The following is a 16,825-nucleotide window of genomic DNA, read 5'->3' as shown; positions in this document are numbered from 1 at the left end:
CCCTGTGCCGAAGGAATGTTCAGGCGTTGCCGCGATCCTCGCGAAACAGATCGAGCTTCTGCTGCACCGGGCGATCCGAGAAGCTGAACAGCACCGAATCCTGATCGGCTTCGTGGGTCACCCATTGCCAACTCGGCACCACGAACAGGTCGCGCGGGCCCCAGTCAAACGTCTGTTCGCCGATCCGCGACCGACCCTTGCCTTCGATCGCCGCGAATACGGTGGCATCCGTGGAACGATAGCGCGCGGTCTTGAAGCCCTTCGGCAGCAATTGGATGAACGTGCCGATGGTCGGCATCGCAAAATCGCCGGTTTCGGGATTGGAGAATTTCAGTTTCAGTCCATGACAGGCGTCCCACTCCTCGCGGGCCTTGGCCCGCTCCAGCGCCTCGCGCGTGTACTGATAGGGATAATTGAAGATCGGCGAGGTTTTTGATGTTCGTTTCTCATCGACCGGCAGCAGGTTGTGGCCGTACCGGGCAAAGCTATCGCCGGGCGGTCGGGTGACCTTCTGCTGGTCTTCGTTCGAGCCTTCTGCGAAAGACGCGTCGAAGAATTGCACCATCGGAATGTCGAGCCCGTCGAGCCAGAACATCGGCTCCGAGGTCTCGTTGCTGTGGTCGTGCCAGGTCATCGAGGGCGTAATCACGAAATCGCCCGGCTCCATCGCGGTGCGCTCACCGTCGACCGCCGTATAAGCGCCCTTGCCTTCCAGCACGAAACGCAGTGCCGACTGGCTGTGGCGGTGCGCCGGAGCGATGTCGCCGGGGACCACCATTTGCACACCGGCAAACAGGGAAGTGGTAATTTTCGATTGGCCACGCAACCCGGGATTCTCCAGCACCAACACGCGCCGCTCGGCTTCCTTGGCGGTGATCAGTTTGCCGGCCTCAGTCATGTATTCGCGGATCGCGTCGAATTTCCACAAATGCGGGCGGCAGGCGCTCTTCGGCTCCGGCGTAATCAGATCGCCCATCACGTTCCACAGCGCAGAGAGATTTTCGCCATCGATCTTGCGATAGAACGCCTCGCGTTCCGGCGTCTTCTGTACGGCTTCCATGGCGAGCCTCCCGCGCTTCTTTGGACACAGATTGACAGCATACTTACAATATGGATAGCGTCAATGCCGGCGTGAAAGCCAACGATACAAGTCCAGGGAGGTTCCGATGAAGCTGCACGGCTATTTCCGCAGCAGCGCGTCCTACCGGGTCAGAATTGCCTTGAATCTGAAGGGGCTGAACGCGGAGCACTTGCCGCACCACCTGCGAAAGGGCGAGCAGCGCGATCCCGCCTATCTCGCCATCAATCCGCAGGGGCTGGTCCCGACGCTGCAGGACCACGGCATCACCATTACCCAATCGCTCGCCATCATCGAGTGGCTGGAAGAAACTCACCCCGAGCCGCCGTTGCTGCCAAAGGACCCGCTGCGCCGGGCGCATGTGCGTGCATTCGCCCAAGTTGTCGCCTGCGATACGCACCCGGTACAGAATCTGAAGGTGCTGACGCGACTGCGCGAGCTCGGTGTTGCCAAAGAAAAAGTGACGGACTGGGCGGCATGGGCGAACCGGGAGGGCCTCGCGGCGTGCGAAGCATTGCTCGCCAACGAGACCGGCCCGTTCTGTTTCGGCGAAGCACCCGGCATGGCCGATCTGTGTCTGGTGCCTCAGCTTGCCAACGCGCGGCGGTTTGGGGTCGAGCTCGCTGGTTTTCCGCGCCTGCTGAAGGCAGAAGCGGCGGCAAGGAACATCAAGGCGTTCGCCGACGCCGCACCCGAGCGGCAGCCCGATGCGGAATAGAATTTCGACGCTCAACATGGATGCGGTCTACACCAAACCCGGCTATCTGTTTCGCCGCATGCAGCAGATCGCGGTGTCGATATTTATCGAAGAGTGCAGCGAATACGAACTGACGCCGGTGCAGTTCGCAGCCCTGGTCGCGATCCAGACTCATCCCGGCATCGACGCGACCCGGCTCTCCGCGGTCATCGCGTTCGATCGCTCCACGCTCGGCAACGTGATCGAACGGTTGGAGGCAAAGCAGTATGTGGAGCGCAAGCCGTCATTCGAAGACAGACGCACGAAGCTGCTGTATCTCACAAGATCAGGCGCGGCGCTGCTGCGCGATGTCATGCCCGCAGTCGATCGGGCGCAAGCGCGGATGTTGCAGCCGCTGAAACCGGCCGATCGCAAGCTGCTGATGGCGCTATTGACGCAACTGGTCGATCTCAACAACGAGGCGTCTCGGGTGCCGTTGCGCGCCGAAGACGCGCTCGAACATTTGGGAAAATCGAACTGATGGCGCGGCTGGAGAGGCGGCCGGTCCTGATCGCCGGCGGCGGCATCGGCGGTCTCGCCGCCGCGCTCGGGCTGGCGCAAAAGGGCATTGCCTCGGTGCTGCTTGAAAAGGCCGCCGCGCTCGGCGAAATCGGCGCGGGCATCCAGCTCGGGCCGAACGCGTTTCACGCCTTTGACTATCTCGGCATCGGCGAAGCCGCGCGCGCCATGGCGGTCTATATCGATCAGCTCAGGCTGATGGACGCGCTCACGGCCGAAGAAATCACCCATGTCGATTTGCGTGAAGCCTTCCGCAAGCGGTTCGGCAATCCCTATGCGGTGGTGCATCGTGGTGATCTGCATGGGGTGTTCCTGAAGGCCTGTCGCGAACACAGTCTGATCGAGTTGCGCGTCAGCTCCGAAGTGACCGGCTATGATCAGGACGGCTCCTCGGTGACCGCACATCTCGTCTCCGGCGACCGCCTCACCGGTTCGCTGTTGATCGGTGCCGACGGGCTGTGGTCGAACCTTCGCAAGCAGGTCATTGGCGACGGGCCGCCGCGTGTTTCCGGCCACACCACCTATCGTTCAGTAATTCCGACCGAACAGATGCCCGAAGACCTGCGCTGGAACGCCGCGACGCTGTGGGCGGGCCCGAAATGCCACATCGTTCATTATCCGCTCTCGGGCTGGAAGGTGTTCAACCTCGTCGTCACCTATCACAACGACGCACCGGAGCCAGTCGCGGGTAAGCCGGTTTCCGAACAGGAGGTGATGCAGGGCTTCACCCACGTGCATGCGCAAGCGCAGAACATCATTCGCCATGGCAAGAATTGGAAGCTATGGGTGTTGTGCGATCGCGACCCCAGCGAGCGCTGGATAGATGGCCGTGTCGCCCTGCTCGGTGACGCCGCGCATCCAATGCTGCAATATTTCGCGCAAGGTGCCTGTCAGGCGATGGAAGATGCGGTTTGCCTGTCGCATATGCTCGCCTCGTATCCTGACGATCACCAAGCCGCGCTAGAACATTATCAGTCACAGCGCTTTCCGCGGACCGCGCGGGTCCAGCTATTATCCCGTGCCATCGGCGAGCACATTTACCATCCCTCCGGCGAACACGCGCGCATTCGCAACGCCATCATGAGCGCGAAGACATCGGAGGATTACTATCGCGATCTCGCTTGGCTCTATGGCGGCACCGGGCTTGACGCCTAGAGTGTTTTCGAGCGAGGTGGACGCCGGTTCGCGTGAAAAAACGCGCTAAAAGAGAGATCTAACACATCTTGATCAGCGCCTGCCGGTCGATCTTGCCGGTACCCGTCTTCGGCAATTCGTCCACGAACCTGATCTCCCGCGGATATTTGTAAGGCAGCAGTTTCGCCTTCACAAAGTCCTGCAGCATTCTGGTTGCATCGCTCTCCTCGAAGGGGCGGGTGTTCATCGCCACAACGGCCTTCAAAGTCATGCGCCGGTCCGGCAGCTCGGCTGCGAACACCGCGCACTCGCGCACCTCGGGATGTTCCGCGAGGCAAAGCTCGACTTCCAGCGGATAGACCCATTGGCCGGAGATCTTGATCAGATCGTCGGCGCGGCCGCGGAAGAAATAAAATCCATCGCTGTCGCGCACAAAACGGTCTCCGGTATAAATCCAGCCGCCATCCCGCACGGTTTCGGCGGTCTTGTCTGGCCGGTTCCAATAAAGCGGCGTGCTCGAATCGCCGCGCACCCACATGACGCCTTCCTGGTTGTCACCAACTTCGCGCCCGTCACTGTCTCGAAGCGCGATTTCGTAGCCGGGAACGCGCATTCCGGCGGCGCCGAGTTTCCTTCGGTCCGCACGATTGCAGACATAGATGTGCAGCGCCTCGGTGGACCCGAGCCCCTCGATGATTTCAAGCCCGCTCAATTTCTTCCAGCCGTTGAACACGTCGGCCGACAGAACCTCAGCCGCCGATATCGCCATGCGCAGCGAGGAAAAATCCGTGACCGCCGCGGCGTTGGCTTTGGTCAGAGAAGTATAGAGCGTCGGCAGTCCGAAAAACACGCTGGGACGATAACGCTCGATCGCCTCAAAGATCGCGGCCGGCTTGGGTTGGCCCGGCAGCAGCAGCGTCGCCGCGCCCATTGAAAATGGAAACGTGATCGAATTGCCGAAGCCGTAGGCGAAAAATATCTTTGGCACCGAAAAACAGATGTCGTCGGGCGTGAGCTTCAGCACATTGCGCGCAAAAGCGGCGTCGGTATAAGCCATGTCGTGTTGCAGATGGACGATGCCTTTGGGACGTCCAGTTGAACCCGACGAATACATCCAGAACGCCATTTCATCGCGGTCGGTGTCCGCCTCGGGAAGATCAGCTGAAAAATCACCCAGCCAGGCTTCCGCGACAATTGATTTCGGCGCGGCGTGATCTCCTGGCGCGCCGTTGACCACGATCAGCGTCCGCAATGCGGTATTCGCGCAGGCCTGGGCATCGAAGCGGGAGCAAAACTCGGCTTCGGCGACGGCGGCGGCAGCGCCGGAATCCGAGAGGTAAAACTGCAGCAGGTCCGGCGGTGTCAGCGTGTTGATGAGAAGCGGCACGAAGCCGGCGCGAACCGCGCCGAAAAATGCCGCTGGATAGGCCGGCGTATCGTCGAGGAACATCAATATGCGATCGCCGCGCTCAAGCCCCAGTGACGTGAAGCCGAGGCCCCAGCGACACGCCTCGACGCATAGCTCGGCATAGCTAAGGCTACCGAGCGGGCCGATCAGCGCGGGTCTGTCGCCCCGGCCTTTGCCGACATTGTCGAACAGGATTCGGCTGGCATTGTATCGTTGCGGGATCGTAAAGCCGATCTCCCTTGCACCGGGGCTGTCCCGTGGAACGGGATCGACAATCGGGCGCGCCGGCTGCGCGTGTGGTGAGCTCATGCCGTGCTCCCGCTTTGCCGCAAGGATCGCCTCGAGGCTTCATACCGCGCCATGAACGCCGGTGACATCGCACGTAGCCGCGCATCGTCAATTCGTCCCGAGCGGGTGACGTAGCTATATGCGAAGTCCATCAGGCCGAGCTGCATGTGGTCAGGGAATTTCTCGTACCACGCCGCGCTGGTCTGCGCCGCGCTGACCAGTTTTTTCACGACCGGCTTGCGCTCCTGCTCGTAGCGCTGAAGCGCCGCTGCAATTTCGCCCTCTGATTCCAACGCCTTTGTCAGCGCGATCGCGTCTTCGATGGCGAGCCGCGTCCCCGAACCGATCGAAAAATGCGCGGAATGCAAGGCATCGCCAATCAGCACCATATTTCGGAACGACCAGCGTTCATTCCAGATCCACGGAAAATTGCGCCATACCGACTTGTTCGACACCAACTGATGTCCGCCAAGGGTCACGGCGAATACGCGCTCGCAAATGGCGTTGGACTGCTCAAGAGTCTTGTCGGCGAAGCCGTAACGGTTCCAGGTCGAAAGGTCGCATTCGACCAGGAACGTGCTCATCTCAGGCGAGTATCGGTAGTGGTGCGCATTGAAGGCGCCGAGTTCGGTCTGCACAAATGTCTGGGACAACGTTTCGAATCGTTTGGTGGTCCCATACCAGGCGAATTTGTTGGCCGAGTACGACAATGAGGTGCCGAAGTCGCCCTCGAAGCTGCGCCGCATAAACGAGTTCAGTCCATCGGCGCCGACGATCAGGTCGTAGCCGGTTAACTGATCGAGTGAGGAGATCATTGTCTCATATCGTGGCGCGACGCCGGCCGAAGCCGCGCGCTGTTGCAGGATTTTGAGTAGCTCAAGCCGGCCGATCGATGAAAAGCCGACGCCGTCGATTTCGACGCTCTCGTCGCGCAAATTGAGGGTGATGTTGTTCCAGCTCTCCATGAGCGGCGCGATCGCCTCGACCGTGTCGGGATCGTCGGCGCGCAGGAATTCCAAGGCCTGCTTGGAGAACACCACGCCAAATCCCCAGGTGGCGCCTGCGGGGTTCTGTTCGAATAAATCGATTTCGGCGTCGGGATGGCGCTTCTTCCAGAGATAGCTGAAATAGAGACCTCCAGGGCCCCCGCCGATCACGGCGATACGCAAGACGTCATTCTCCTGGAGTGGTTTTTGCGTGATGGGGCATCCTGAGGTTCACTCAGATTGAAAGCATTACACCTTGATCATACGTTTGCCGCGGTTCTCGCCGGCCAGCAGTCCGATCAGCGCGTTCGGCGTGTTCTCAAGGCCGTTGATGACGTCCTCCTGGACCTTCAGCTTACCGGCCGCCACCCAGGACTGCAGATCTTTCAAGGCCTCGTCGCGTCGAGCCATGAAATCCATCACAATGAAGCCCTGCATGATGAGACGCTTCACCACTATCAACCCAGGCACGCCGCGCGGGCCATGCGCGGACGGCACGCCGTCATATTGCGAAATTGCGCCGCAACAGGCGATCCGGCCGCGATTGTTCATCAGCGACAGGCAGGCTTCGAGAATGTCGCCGCCGACATTATCGAAATAGACGTCGATGCCGTCAGGCGCTGCCGCGCGAAGCGCCTTGAACACCGCGCCATCCTTGTAATCGACGGCGGCGTCGAAACCGAGCTCGGACGTCAACCAGTTGCATTTGTCCTTGCCGCCGGCAATTCCTATCGCGCGGCAACCCCTGATTTTGGCGATCTGGCCGACAATCGATCCGACCGAGCCGGCGGCGGCCGAGACCACCACGGTCTCGCCGGGCTTTGGCTTGCCGATATCGAGCAGGCCGAAATAGGCGGTCAGCCCGGCGATGCCGTAGACGCTGAGAAGATGCGTCATCGGGTCGATCTTCGGCAATTTGCTGACGCTTTTTGCCGAAACGATTGCGTAATCCTGCCATCCAGTGTCGCCGAAGACGATATCGCCGGGCGCAAGCCCCGGCGCCTTCGAGGTCACGACTTCGGCAATGCCGCCGCCGGCCATCACTGTGTTCGGCTCGACCGCCGCTCGATAGGTTGCGCCGTGCATCCAGGCGCGGTTCGCGGCGTCCAGGGAAATATATCGTACCCGCACTAACGCCTCGCCATCCCCCGGTTCAGCCATAGCCGCCTCTGACATCTTGAAATGCTCGGGGCCGAGTTTTCCCGCCGGCTTCTCGGCCAGCAGCACCTGACGATTGACACCCTTGCTCATGACATTCTCCCGATTTCCGGCCGTTATGGATGCGGCGAGCGCGTAGTAAGCGCGTACTAAATGCGTCTGAGCAGAAATAATCGCGCTGCCGGCGCCGCCGCGCACCGGAGTCTGATCTCACATCGGAATTTGGAGGCTATCGGGATCGGCTCGTCAAGCTTGTTGCGTCGGGGCGGAGATGTGCCAAACTCCCCACCTGCCGAAGTGGGGGGCTTGGAAATGTCGAACAGGTTTACGCAATACATCCTGATCGCGATGGCGCTCGGCATCGTGATGGGCACGCTGGTGTTCAGCTATCTTCCGGACAGCCGCGCCGACATTGCGTCCGCGGTCAATCTCATCGCGATGCTATTCCTGCGCCTGATCAAAATGATCATCGCGCCTCTGGTGTTTGCAACGCTGGTGGGCGGCATCGCCCATATGGGTACCGGCGCCAAGCTTGGGCGGATATTCGCAAAAACCATGGGCTGGTTTGTCAGTGCCTCCTTCGTCTCGCTGCTGCTCGGCCTGATCATGGTCAATCTTTTGCAGCCGGGCGCAAATTTCCCGGGCACGTTGCCTGACAAGGCGCAGGCGACGGGACTGCCTGTATCGGCGTTCTCGATCGAGAAATTCCTGACTCACCTGATTCCGACCTCGATCGCGGATGCGATGGCGCAGAACGAAATCCTGCAGATCGTGGTGTTCGCGGTGTTCTTCTCGGTGGCGCTGGGTGCGATGCCGGAGCGCTCCAAGCAAATACTTTCGGTGATCGATGACCTCGGGCACATCATGCTAAAGGTCACAGGTTACGTGATGCTGTTCGCGCCGATCGCGGTGTGGGCGGCTATCATGGCGACGGTCTCGAAGAATGGACTTGGCGTATTGTGGAAGCTGGTCGTCTTCATGGGCGGCTTCTATCTGTCGCTGCTGATCTTGTGGGCCATACTTGTGGTCGTGGGTTTCGTGGTTATCGGCCCGAGATACAGCCGCCTGCTCCATTTGATCCGCGAGCCGCTGATGATCGCGTTCTCGACGGCGAGTTCCGAGGCCGCTTATCCCAAGACGCTGGAGGGTCTCAACCGTTTCGGCGCATCGTCCCGGATCTCGAGCTTCGTGCTACCGCTCGGCTATTCCTTCAATCTCGATGGCACGATGATGTATTGCACGTTTGCCAGCATCTTCATCGCCCAGACCTATCACATTGAAATGTCGCTCGGCACGCAGCTTGCGATGTTGGCCACGTTGATGATCACGTCAAAGGGTGTGGCGGGCGTGCCCCGCGCGTCCCTGGTCGTGATTGCCTCGACCTTGAGCCAGTTCGGAATTCCCGAGGCGGGCCTGCTGATGATCATGGGCATCGATACCTTCCTCGACATGGGACGCAGCGCCACCAATGTGATCGGCAACTCGCTCGCGACCTCCGTCGTCGCGAAATGGGAGGGCGAACTGGCGCCGGAGGCGGCGCTTGCTCCCGATGACATCGTGCCGCCGGACCTGATCCCCGGTGAACTGCCGGGCATGCAGGCCGGTCCCGCTTAGGAGGTGAGCCATGGGCTACCTCCTGAGGCGGTGGATGCCGGCAACGATCGTGCTCGCGGCTCTGGTCTTTATGACTACGGCCGCCGCAGCGCAGAGCGGTATCGACGAAGGGCTGAGCCCGACGCTTGCCAACATCAAAAGGACGCATGTGGTGCGGCTCGGCTATCGCGAGAGCTCGCCGCCTTTTTCATTTCTCGATCAGGCCAACCGGCCGATCGGTTACAGCCTGGAGCTTTGCCAGGCCATCGTCGATGAGATCGGCGCGGAAATCGACGATGCCGACTTGCGCATCGAATATGTCAAGGTCACCTCCGACGACCGGATTCCGGCGGTGACGCAGAACAAAATCGACCTTGAATGCGGATCGACCACAGCGAATGCCGAGCGCGGGAAGCTGGTGGCGTTCTCGCCGCTGATGTTCGTGGCCGGCACCAAGCTGATGGTCCCCAAAGCCTCGCCGATCTCGGGACCGAAAGACCTGCAGGGCAAAACGGTCGTCGTGACCAAGGGCACGACCAACGAACAGGCGATACATGCGTTGGACAAAAAGTTTGCGCTCGGAATGAGCATCGTCACGGGCGATGATCACGAACAATCGTATCAGAAGCTGGTGGACGGAAAGGCCGACGCGTTCGCGACCGACGATATCCTGCTTTACGGTCTGATCGCGCGGCACAAGGCGCAGAACTCGTTTCGCGTCACCGGCGATTATCTGTCCTACGATCCTTACGGCATCATGTTTCGCAAAGGCGAGCCGCAGATGGCGGCGGTGGTGGAACGGGCGTTCCGCAAGCTCGGTTCAAACCGCGATCTGATCCCGCTGTACAATAAGTGGTTTGTGTCGCGCCTTCCCACCGGCGAAAAGCTCAGCGTCCAGATTTCCCCGCAACTCGAAGAAGCCTTCAAGGTCCTCAACGATAGCGAGGCATCGAGCAATTAACGTCGGTTAGTCGAAAACCTTGTCCAGGGCTGCGCTGTAGGCGGCGTAGACCAGCTCGGGATGCAGTCTGCCCAGTGCCTCCATCATGACTCCCGAATTGATTTCGAGGATCTTCCAAGCGCCGTTGACATTGACAACGTCAATCGAGCTGAACCGGATTCCAATCGCATTCGCGGCTTGTGCGGCGAGCTCCACGCAATCGTCCCGGACTTTTCCTTCCCCGAGAAGAACCGGTTGCGCTCCCTTGTCGAGGTTATGGCGCCAGCTCAATAGCTGTCGCTCGCCCGGCGGTGGAATGCTGTTCAGCGTGGCGCTATCGAGATTGTAGATCATATCGCTAAACACGGTCGATCGCATCTCGTAGGGCATGCCCGCGAGCGCCAGTTCAAGCACAGAGCGGACGCCGTCACCCAAGATCGTGGGCCGGCTCTTGCTGTAAACGAGGAGCGGCCGGTCATCCAGCAGGACCACGCGGACCTCGTCTTCGATGTCGAGCCAAGGCGACATCGCGAGGCTGGGACTCGAAGCGAAGATCCTGTGCGCCGCAAGTTCAAGCTCGGGGCCGTTGGAAACCCTGAAAACGGAATTGCCGCTTGTCCCTTCATTCGGCTTAATGACGACCCCGCTTGGGTTCGCCCTCAGAATGGCGATCATCGCTTCCCATGACGCTTGCGGAGGCATGACCTCGTTCATTTGCGGACTGAAAAACACCGTGTGCGGCACGCAAGGAATGCCGAGGGCGTGCAGAACTTCCGCTGTTGCGGCCTTGTCGTTCGCAATTCGATGCGCAACTGAACTGTTCAGTCCAAGGTCATATCCAAATGCCAGATGCTGCTTGGTCCCGCGCCGCATCACCACGAGCCAACCCGCGGCTCTGATCTCGATTTGAATGCCGTGCGTAACGCAGTATTTGCTTACAGCATCGAGGAATATGCGCGGGCTGTTAAGCATGACTGGTTCGTCCCAAGTGGGTCTCAAGCGGCAGGCTGATCTCAGCTTGCCATCCGCAACTTAGTGCCAGCAACCCGCCGGATTGAGCAAGGTAATTGCGCTTCTCAGCTGCCACGGTGAACAAAACATCGAGTGTTGACGCTGAATGAACCTGGAGAATTTCCGGCAGGTCAGTTGCGCGTCCACCCTGGTTGACTATCTCCGAGATTGCGTTACTTGAAACGCGAAATCCTCAATCACTGCAGGGGTTTTTGCCTCCTTTGAGGCGGCAACCCGTTCGTTCTACGTCAGGCCAATCGGAAAAAACAGAACACATGAGCGCTTTCCATAGAGAGAAAGTTCTTTCAGTCCGGCACTGGACCGATACCCTTTTCAGCTTCACCGCGACCCGCAATTCCGGCTTTCGTTTCCTCAATGGCCAGTTCGCCATGATCGGGCTGGAGGTCGATGGCCGGCCGCTAATGCGCGCCTATAGCATGGCTAGCGCCAACCACGAGGACGAGCTGGAGTTTTTCAGCATCAAGGTTGCCGACGGGCCGCTGACCTCGAGACTGCAGCAAATCAAGCAGGGCGATACTATCCTGGTCGGCCGCAAGGCCACCGGCACGCTGATCTCGGACAATCTGATTCCGGGCAAGCGCCTGCTGTTGCTGTCGACCGGAACGGGTCTGGCGCCGTTCGCCAGCCTGATCAAGGATCCAGAAGTTTACGAACGCTTCGAAGCCATCGTTCTCGTGCACGGCTGCCGACAGGTCTCCGAACTGGCTTACGGGGAGCAGCTGGTCCAGAAGTTGCGGGAGGACGAATTATTCGGTCCGCTTCTGTCCGACAAGCTGTCGTATTATCCGACCGTCACCCGCGAGCCGTTCCGCAACCGCGGCCGCATCACCGACCTGATCACATCAGAACAATTGTTCAACGACATCGGCCAGCCGCCGCTCGACATTGAAAGCGACCGCATCATGATGTGTGGCAGCCCGGCGATGCTGGAAGAGCTTCGGCAGATGTTCGAAGCGAGCGGCTTTGTCGAGGGCAGCAACAGCGAGCCCGGCCATTTCGTGATTGAGAAGGCGTTTGTGGAACGCTGATTTCCGAGCCGCTGCGCTGCCCTGAGGCTTCCGATCAATCGAGGTGCGCGCGATCAACAATCATTGTTGGTGGCGCGAACACTCCCTTGGCTGCTATAACCGCCGCCGGCATCGCGCGATTTTTCCTTGCGCGGCCGAAGTGGAGCGAACAAGATTTCCCTGGTATCTGGTGAAGCCGGATCGGCCAAAACGGCGTTTGTGTTCGCCGGTGGCGGCAGCTTTGGCGCGATTCAGGTCGGCATGATGCATTCGCTGGCTGCCCACGACATATCAGCGGACATGGTGGTTGGGTCCAGCGTCGGCGCGTTGAACGGCGCTTATTACGCTGGCGATCCCACGCTGAAGGGCGTTCTGCAGCTCGAGACGATCTGGCGCGGCTTGCAACGGCACGACGTGTTTCCGGTCACCTGGCGGACGCTGCTCGGATTTCTCTGGCGCCGCGATTTCCTGATTCCACATGATGGGATTCAGAAACTGCTCGACGACAATCTACCCTATCGCGATCTCCAGGATGCCAAGCTCCCAGTTCACATTGTCACCACGGATATTGTTTCGGGCGACAGCGTGGTGCTCTCGGAAGGGCCCGCGGTGCAGGCGATCATCGCGTCGACCGCGATCCCGGGTGCTTTTGCGCCGGTCCGCTACAAGGATTTCTATTTGGCCGACGGCGCGATCTCCTCGAACACGCCGATCAGGGTCGCGGTTGCGAAGGGTGCGCGACGACTGATCGTTCTGCCGACGGGTTACGCCTGCTCAACACATACACCGCCTGTCGGCGCCGTAGCCACCGCGTTACATGCGCTGACCCTCCTGATTGCCCGCCAGTTGGTTTCCGAGTTGGAAGGACTTGCTCCGGATATCGAGTATTACGTGGTGCCGCCATTGTGTCCGCTGGTTGGTTCGCCATATGATTTCTCACGAACCGCCGACCATATCGAGCGCGCGATCCGCAGCACCGACGACTGGCTGGCGCAGGAGGGATTGCAGCAAGGCGGGATTCCGGATGAGATGCGGCCGCACAATCATTGACCGCCCGCATTGCGCTGCAAAAAAGACAATGGACGGGTCAGCTGCCGATTGATTCGCCGGCTACGGATTCGCTAGCTTTGCCGCGAGAAATCTCGATCCGATGAGTGGTTACATCCGTCGGTAAGGCGGATATCCTCGATGACATCGTTCTGTTGGTGGGTTAATCGTCGCGACAACAAATAATACGGCAGAAGCTGCCTGAGGGACCCATGGAAACGTTGCTGCTTCCGTTCTCGCCGCGCTTCATCGTCCTTACGATCTGCGCCGTCGTCACTGCGCTGCTATTGGGTCTCGGGATCGTAGATCGCAAGCTATTCGACGTCGTCATAATCCCGATCCTTATTTTCGGGGCCCTCACCGCGCTCGGGATTCGCGATCTCGTGCAAAAGAGCCACGCTGTTTTGCGCAACTACCCGATCTCCGCCCACATCCGCTTCCTGTTGGAAGAGATCAGGCCGGAAATGCGGCAATATTTTTTCGAAAGCGAAAAGGACGGTATGCCGTTCAGTCGCGACACGCGCGCGGTGATTTACCAGCGAGCGAAGATGGTGCTCGACAAGAGGCCATTCGGCACCCAGGAGGATGTCTACCGGGATGGTTACGAGTGGATCCACCATTCCGTGGCGCCGAAACCTCGTGCCAACGAACAATTCCGCGTCACGATCGGTGGCCCGGATTGTAGCAAACCGTATTCGGCGTCGGTGTTCAATATTTCGGCCATGAGCTTCGGCGCGCTCAGCCCAAATGCCGTGCGGGCACTAAATGCAGGCGCGAAAAAGGGCGGCTTCGCGCATGACACCGGCGAGGGCGGCGTCAGTCCTTATCATCGCGAGAACGGGGGCGACCTGATCTGGGAAATCGGGTCCGGATATTTCGGCTGCCGCAATCGCGACGGCTCGTTCAATCCAGACGAGTTCGCCCGAGTGGCCGCGCATGATCAAATCAAGATGGTCGAGCTCAAGGTCAGCCAGGGCGCCAAGCCCGGACATGGCGGGGTGCTTCCCGCCGCCAAGGTTTCGGAAGAGATATCCAAGATTCGCGGCGTCGCGATGGATGAGGACTGCATTTCGCCCGCCACCCACCGGGCATTTACAACGCCGCTGGAGATGATGGCCTTCATCGCCGAAATGCGGCGGCTGTCTGGCGGCAAGCCTGCCGGATTCAAGTTGTGCATCGGCCATCCCTGGGAATTCCTCGCAATCTGCAAGGCCATGCTTCAGAGCGGAATCTATCCGGATTTCATCGTCGTCGACGGCAACGAAGGCGGCACCGGCGCGGCGCCCTTGGAATTCATGGACCATATGGGCATGCCGATGCGCGAGGGCGTCAGTTTCGTCCACAATGCGCTGATCGGGATCAATGCGCGGCATCGTATCCGGATCGGCGCCGCCGGAAAAATCGCGACCGCGTTCGATATGGCGCGCGCGATGGCGATCGGCGCCGACTGGTGCAATTCGGCGCGCGGCTTCATGTTTGCGCTCGGCTGTATTCAGTCGTTGTCTTGCCATACCGATCGGTGTCCGACCGGGGTGACAACGCAAGACCCGTCACGCAATCGGGCCTTGGTGGTACCGCACAAGATCGAGCGGGTTTACAATTACCACCACGCCACGCTGCATGCGCTCGCGGAACTGGTTGCAGCCGCCGGACTCGATCATCCGCAGCAGTTGCGGCCGATTCACTTCTCGCAGCGGACCTCCACGACAGAGGTTCAGTCGTTTGCGAGGCTGTATCCCTCGCTTAATCCCGGCGAACTGATCGACGGTACCAACGATCCGCGCTACCGCGACGCGTGGGCGATGGCGCGAGCCGATAGCTTCGCTGCGGTACTCTAAGATGTTCGGTGGAAGAATCTAAAACTCGCCATGCAGGCGGCCTGAAAAAATGTGCACCGGCCCGCGGTCGGCGTTGTATGCCGGGTTCGTGATGAATTGATAATCCGCGGTGACGGTGAAATTTTTGTCGATGGCAAAGGCGTAGTAGGTCTCGAGAATCTGTTCAGGATGGTAGTTGAGCCGACCGTCGCCGATCAAAAGCCCGAGCCCGCCGGCCGCGAGAAAATCGCGATGGGCGCTTGAGAGTCCGTTGATCGCGCCGCCGACACCTATGGTATCGCTCGACCGACCCCAATAGCTGCCCTTAATGGAAAAACCGCCCGACAGGCTGCGATCAATATCGCTAAATGAGAGGATTTCGTTCTGGCCGTCGTTCCAGCTCGCCCGCGCAAATATCCCGACGTCCTTTGCGATCTGCTGCTCGGCATTGAGATAGACACCATATTTTTCGTTCTGGCGACGTATGGCGGCCATTACAGCGTTGATGTCGAGCATCGGGTCGGCGGCTTCGATCGAGAGTGCTTGCCGGTAATTACCGCTGTTACCGCGGTTGGCGAAAATGCCGAGCCGCAGCTTGCCTGGCTGATCGAATATTTTGTGGCGCTCTTCGAATTCGATGGCCGCTCCGCCGGTGTTGAAAGTGAGGACGTCGGTATTGGGCGCCGAAGGCACCTCGAACACGCCGGCGCGCAGGGCCCAATCCTTGCGATTTAGCTCGACCACCGCGCCGCGGGTATATCCCGGCAAGTCCGCCGGGAAATCGTAAGCGGCCGATGACCACATGGCCCAGTTCATGAAATCCGCGCGGGGATCCTTGGCGTAGGAGTTGCCGTCAAAGAAATCCCCGACAGCGAAGCGGCCGACGATAAGCGTGACGCGGTCGATATCGCGCTTGCCCGAAAGTTGATGGGCGGCGTCGGAGACATCTTCCTGCTCGCCGCCCAGTCCGAATGTCTGGCGGAGGTAATAGCGCTCAGGTCGATATTTGGGGAAAGGCGCGCCGGCTTTTTGCGCTTCACCGTTCGGGAATCCCGCCAGCCCAAGAGTGCCGTTCAGGCCAAAGCCCTGCGCAAGCTCCGGGTCGAAATAGAATTCGCCGCCTTGCCACAGGCGCACGCCGAGGAACGCCGTGGTGGTCCAGGTCTCGCGCGCCTGTCCGCTGCCCGGCAGGCTGAAGGACCCCGCATAGGGAGAGCGGAAGGCAGGATAGGCAGTTGGAAGAAACGTGGTTTGCGCGTGCACATTCCAGTCGTTCGATTCCGGGAGCGCGCTCCTTCCCGATGCCGACGGGACCAAAAGTTGATGGTCGCCGAAACGGTAATTCAACCCCAACTTGACCAGGTGGATGTTGGGATCGACATTGACGGGCGGCAGCCCGAAGCCGCTCAGGTCGTACACATGCCGCGCTAGTTCGATGTAGTCATATTCGAGCTTGGCACTCCAGTTGCCGCTGACCGCAACTTCGACGCCGGCTCCTGCGGTCCAGCCGGTCTGAGTATGGCCGGGCGTCGAGACGACGCTGCCGATATCGTTGATGTCGATGTGGCTATGTCCCCAGGCGAACCCGCCGGTGACGTAAGGCAACCATGTGCCCAAGGCATAACCGGCGCGGCCGCGCACCGTCCCCAGGGAATCAATCGTCGTGTTGAAAGGCGCAGGCCTGAGCGCCGGAGCGTCCAGCGGGCTTGTGAACGTAGCATCCGCTTCGATTCCGAGTACGACGTGGTTCGGAAATTGCCTGACATAGCCGATTTGATAGCCGCCGGTCAGACCCGTGATGCTGTGCGGAAGAAACACGCCTTGCTCCGGGAGCGGATTGGTGCCAGGGCCGAAGCTGCCCCCGCCATAGCCGACGTGACCGCCCAGATAAAATCCGGTCCAGTCATAGACGGCTTTGGATACGGCCGCCTTGGTCGGCATGTCCGCGGCATTGGCGGCGCGATCGAGCACGAACAGGCCTAAGCTTGCCGTGGTCAACACTAACCGCGAGAACAATTTTCTGCGGTTCATTGTGTCAGTGTTTCCGGCGCAAGCATTCCCTTGGTTCTCTTTCCTGATCTC

General features: G+C 60.0%; 14 protein-coding genes. 8 read left to right on the top strand and 6 right to left on the bottom strand.

Annotated features, from left to right (window positions below; translation table 11 throughout):
* Positions 1-19 precede the first annotated feature (19 nt).
* Positions 20-1,060, bottom strand: coding sequence for a gentisate 1,2-dioxygenase (gtdA, locus tag VJV58_RS20575; RefSeq protein WP_324139207.1), 1,041 nt, complete (start codon positions 1,058-1,060; stop codon positions 20-22).
* Positions 1,061-1,166: 106 nt separating this feature from the next.
* Between gtdA and maiA the strand changes: the two genes are divergently transcribed.
* From maiA to VJV58_RS20560, 3 genes are read left to right on the top strand one after another with little or no spacing between them, the layout of a single operon-like run.
* Positions 1,167-1,796, top strand: coding sequence for a maleylacetoacetate isomerase (gene maiA / locus VJV58_RS20570; protein ID WP_324139206.1), 630 nt, complete (start codon positions 1,167-1,169; stop codon positions 1,794-1,796).
* Positions 1,786-2,295 carry a MarR family transcriptional regulator gene (locus VJV58_RS20565; RefSeq protein ID WP_324139205.1) on the top strand — a complete coding sequence of 170 codons (510 nt, stop codon included), beginning with the start codon at positions 1,786-1,788 and terminating at the stop codon, positions 2,293-2,295. The genes maiA and VJV58_RS20565 overlap by 11 nt, the downstream gene beginning before the upstream one ends.
* Positions 2,295-3,488: a 3-hydroxybenzoate 6-monooxygenase gene (locus tag VJV58_RS20560; RefSeq protein WP_324139204.1), complete on the top strand. Its 1,194-nt coding sequence runs from the start codon at positions 2,295-2,297 to the stop codon at positions 3,486-3,488. The genes VJV58_RS20565 and VJV58_RS20560 overlap by 1 nt, the downstream gene beginning before the upstream one ends.
* 58 nt (positions 3,489-3,546) lie before the next feature.
* On the opposite strand, the gene VJV58_RS20555 is transcribed toward VJV58_RS20560, so the two are convergent.
* The 3 genes from VJV58_RS20555 to VJV58_RS20545 form a co-directional block, all read right to left on the bottom strand.
* Positions 3,547-5,184 (bottom strand): benzoate-CoA ligase family protein, encoded by a 1,638-nt coding sequence (locus VJV58_RS20555; protein ID WP_324139203.1) that lies wholly within the window; start codon positions 5,182-5,184, stop codon positions 3,547-3,549.
* Entirely contained in the window at positions 5,181-6,332 is a 1,152-nt protein-coding gene (locus VJV58_RS20550; RefSeq protein WP_324139202.1) for an FAD-dependent monooxygenase, read from the bottom strand. Before VJV58_RS20550 ends, VJV58_RS20555 begins: the two co-directional genes overlap by 4 nt.
* Positions 6,333-6,398: 66 nt before the next feature.
* Complete coding sequence (locus tag VJV58_RS20545) at positions 6,399-7,400, bottom strand: NADP-dependent oxidoreductase (protein ID WP_324139201.1); 1,002 nt, start codon at positions 7,398-7,400, stop codon at positions 6,399-6,401.
* 219 nt (positions 7,401-7,619) lie between these two features.
* On the opposite strand from VJV58_RS20545, the gene VJV58_RS20540 reads away from it, so the two are divergent.
* Positions 7,620-8,921 (top strand): dicarboxylate/amino acid:cation symporter, encoded by a 1,302-nt coding sequence (locus VJV58_RS20540; protein ID WP_324139200.1) that lies wholly within the window; start codon positions 7,620-7,622, stop codon positions 8,919-8,921.
* Between the two features lie 70 nt (positions 8,922-8,991).
* The gene (locus tag VJV58_RS20535) at positions 8,992-9,861 is read left to right on the top strand and encodes an amino acid ABC transporter substrate-binding protein (protein WP_414641538.1); all 870 of its coding nucleotides are present in this window, start codon (positions 8,992-8,994) and stop codon (positions 9,859-9,861) included.
* A gap of 6 nt (positions 9,862-9,867) precedes the next feature.
* Here VJV58_RS20535 and VJV58_RS20530 read toward each other — a convergent pair whose 3' ends face one another.
* Entirely contained in the window at positions 9,868-10,812 is a 945-nt protein-coding gene (locus tag VJV58_RS20530) for a RimK-like protein (RefSeq protein WP_324139199.1), read from the bottom strand.
* Positions 10,813-11,126: 314 nt separating this feature from the next.
* Here VJV58_RS20530 and VJV58_RS20525 point away from each other — a divergent pair, with 314 nt between their 5' ends.
* From VJV58_RS20525 to VJV58_RS20515, 3 genes are all read left to right on the top strand, one after another.
* Positions 11,127-11,900, top strand: coding sequence for a ferredoxin--NADP reductase (locus VJV58_RS20525; protein WP_324139198.1), 774 nt, complete (start codon positions 11,127-11,129; stop codon positions 11,898-11,900).
* 126 nt (positions 11,901-12,026) lie between these two features.
* Entirely contained in the window at positions 12,027-12,929 is a 903-nt protein-coding gene (locus tag VJV58_RS20520) for a patatin-like phospholipase family protein (RefSeq protein ID WP_324139197.1), read from the top strand.
* Positions 12,930-13,138: 209 nt separating this feature from the next.
* Positions 13,139-14,764 (top strand): FMN-binding glutamate synthase family protein, encoded by a 1,626-nt coding sequence (locus VJV58_RS20515; RefSeq protein WP_324139196.1) that lies wholly within the window; start codon positions 13,139-13,141, stop codon positions 14,762-14,764.
* An 18-nt stretch (positions 14,765-14,782) separates the two neighbouring features.
* Here the strand turns inward: VJV58_RS20515 and VJV58_RS20510 are convergent, their stop codons facing one another.
* Positions 14,783-16,774 carry a carbohydrate porin gene (locus tag VJV58_RS20510; RefSeq protein ID WP_324139195.1) on the bottom strand — a complete coding sequence of 664 codons (1,992 nt, stop codon included), beginning with the start codon at positions 16,772-16,774 and terminating at the stop codon, positions 14,783-14,785.
* Positions 16,775-16,825: the final 51 nt, after the last annotated feature.

Source organism: Bradyrhizobium sp. (assembly GCF_035273305.1).
Lineage (GTDB): Bacteria > Pseudomonadota > Alphaproteobacteria > Rhizobiales > Xanthobacteraceae > Bradyrhizobium.
The sequence above is the reverse complement of the archived record's forward strand: the minus strand, read 5'-3'. Positions and strand labels throughout refer to the sequence as shown.